Annotated in this window: 3 protein-coding genes; 2 read left to right on the plus strand and 1 reads right to left on the minus strand. The window is 44.1% G+C overall.

Features of this window, described 5'->3' with window-relative positions; genetic code table 11:
- Window positions 1-106: 106 nt before the first annotated feature.
- Entirely contained in the window at window positions 107-421 is a 315-nt protein-coding gene (locus tag ABFX15_RS11270; RefSeq protein WP_346025501.1) for an FtsX-like permease family protein, read from the plus strand.
- 37 nt (window positions 422-458) lie between these two features.
- Window positions 459-788: a thioredoxin family protein gene (locus ABFX15_RS11275; RefSeq protein WP_346025502.1), complete on the plus strand. Its 330-nt coding sequence runs from the start codon at window positions 459-461 to the stop codon at window positions 786-788.
- A gap of 459 nt (window positions 789-1,247) precedes the next feature.
- On the opposite strand, the gene ABFX15_RS11280 is transcribed toward ABFX15_RS11275, so the two are convergent.
- On the minus strand, window positions 1,248-2,216 hold the full coding sequence (locus tag ABFX15_RS11280; protein ID WP_346025503.1) for a Gfo/Idh/MocA family protein: 969 nt from the start codon (window positions 2,214-2,216) through the stop codon (window positions 1,248-1,250).
- Window positions 2,217-2,333: the final 117 nt, after the last annotated feature.

Raw genomic sequence — 2,333 nt, forward strand, 5'->3', positions numbered from 1 at the left:
TCTTGCCCTACTATTTTACTTTCCGACAACTATTTTACACATAGCTATCGCTTGACCGAAATTCATCTCCCACTTTCACTGGTGCTTCGCACCCATACGCTTAGAAGTGGGAGACTTCTTTCGGAATTACGTTAAAGTGCTCGGGTTCTTTGATAAAGAAGTGACGATGTATGTCTATAGAGAGAATCTGGTGCTCACTGTCTTAGAAATCCTTGCCGGTTTCGGACTAGGATTCATCATGCACCGGTTTGTTCTGCAGACTGCAGAAATCGACATTATGCGTTTCGCAAGACAGATCAGTTTAACCAGTTATCTGTACTCGTTCCTGCTGATGTTCTTCTTCTCAAGCTTGGTCATGCTGGTCATGCACTTTAAGCTGAAAAGAGTGGATATGGTAGAAGCGCTCAAAACACAAGACTGATGCGCACACGTTTATTGAGTGTGGGGGGAGGTAAGCTATGGATGGATTTAAAGAAGCCGAGAGTGTTGGAGAATTAAGGAAGCTGATTGACAATGAAAAACTGGTTTTCGTCTTCCTCTACGGCGAACATTGTTCCGTTTGTCATGGAGTGATGCCTCAGATCAGACCGATGATCGACAGCTATAATGACCTGACGTCTATTCAGGCCGATATCGAAAAGCTCCGCATCTTATCTGGAGAGTTTACAGTCTTTACCGTCCCTGTTGTGCTTCTTTTCCTTGAAGGAAAAGAAGTGCTTCGTATTGCGCGTTTCATACGTACGGAAGAGCTCAAGGACAAGATCGACAGGATACTGGACTCAGTTTAGGTGAATCATTGAGTCATGAGGTTTCTTGATTAAACCTGCAATGCTAAAAAAATAAGCTTATAACGAACGGTAACAGTACTTTATTCTGAAACGGAAGAGGATAACAGCTCTGTCTCAACAGACAGACTCCGATGTGTTTTCAGATCAGGTATTGTCGCCGTTTTTTATTAGGAAAAGGCTGCAGCGGCAGCCATAATTAAAGGAAGAGACTCGATTTCTCGAGTCGCCACAGCATCTAAGTGAGCGGGTACAAAAGTAAGTATTATTGCTCACTCATATTGAAAAGAGGCGTGGGAGAGTATAAATCAGGAGATTATCGCCCACTCGATTAGAAAAGATGGTTGGACAGGCAATAGCTGTTAGTAAAGCGAGCGCTCGAATGAAGGAATCGATTGAGCGGGAATTAAAGCATAAAAAGAGGAATTCTCGAGAGAATTCCGCATCTTAATTACTTAACGATCAGCTGATCAGCCAGTCCATTTTCCATTCTCGTGCTGCCCAGTCCATCAGTTCGTTGACGTCCTTAGTCAGGTCGATCGACGTCAGATCTTTACCAGTCGATAACGTGTCTGAAAGGTTTTCTATTTCATAAGTCAATGCCCGGCCATGCTCACCGGCCGTTACTTCCTCCGTCTGACCATCTGAATAAGTGATAAGTGCTGAATCAGCTCTTGGATAATTCATGACTGTGATATAAGCTCCTTCGCAGACAATCACACCTTGTTTCGGCATTTTGGAACGGAAGCTGAATGAGACTGTACTCATTTCACCCTCTTTATTACTGAACTGGAAGGAACTGCGCTCATCCACACCACTGTCATGTAATGAGACAGTGGTCCTACGTTCATCAGGCTGGCTGGAAAGGAAATACCTCATGAAGGAAAGAGCATAGACGCCAATATCAAGAAGTGCGCCTCCGCCTAGATCAGGATTAAAGAAGCGGTTTGTCGGGTCATTGGGTTTCAGGCTGCCGAAGAAAGCATGAACCATTTTCAAAGGACCGAATTCTCTTCCAGTAATGCGTTCCTTCAGCTGAGAGAAAATCGGCATATGATAAATCGTCATGGCCTCAGCTACAATGAGATTCTTCTCTTCGGCCAGCGCCAGCACATCGTCGAGTTCGTTCTTAGTCATCGTGATGGCCTTCTCACACAAAATATGTTTATTGGCTTTAAGAAGCATCATCATATTATCATTGTGCAGGCTGTTGGGCGTAGCCAGATAGACAATATCTATTTCAGGGTCATAGGCCAGCTGCTCGTAGCTGCCGTATGCCTTGGGGACCTTGTAGGTACTGGAAAAGTCAAAGGCTTTCTGTAAGGTACGTGAGGCTACAGCAGTAAGTTCCGCTTTGTCTGTATCGAATGACTGGGCGAACTGGTGAGCAATGTCTCCTAATCCGATCATGCCCCATTTTATCTTAGTCATAATTATCCTTCTTTCTGATTGCACATTGATGATAATAGTGTAACAAACTCAAGTTTCGCACCCTAATCAGACCTTGGAAAGCCTATCGGCTTAAGGTTAATCAACGAGATCAAACAG

Source organism: Alkalibacterium indicireducens (genome assembly GCF_039522005.1).
Taxonomy (GTDB): Bacteria; Bacillota; Bacilli; order Lactobacillales; family Carnobacteriaceae_A; genus Alkalibacterium; species Alkalibacterium indicireducens.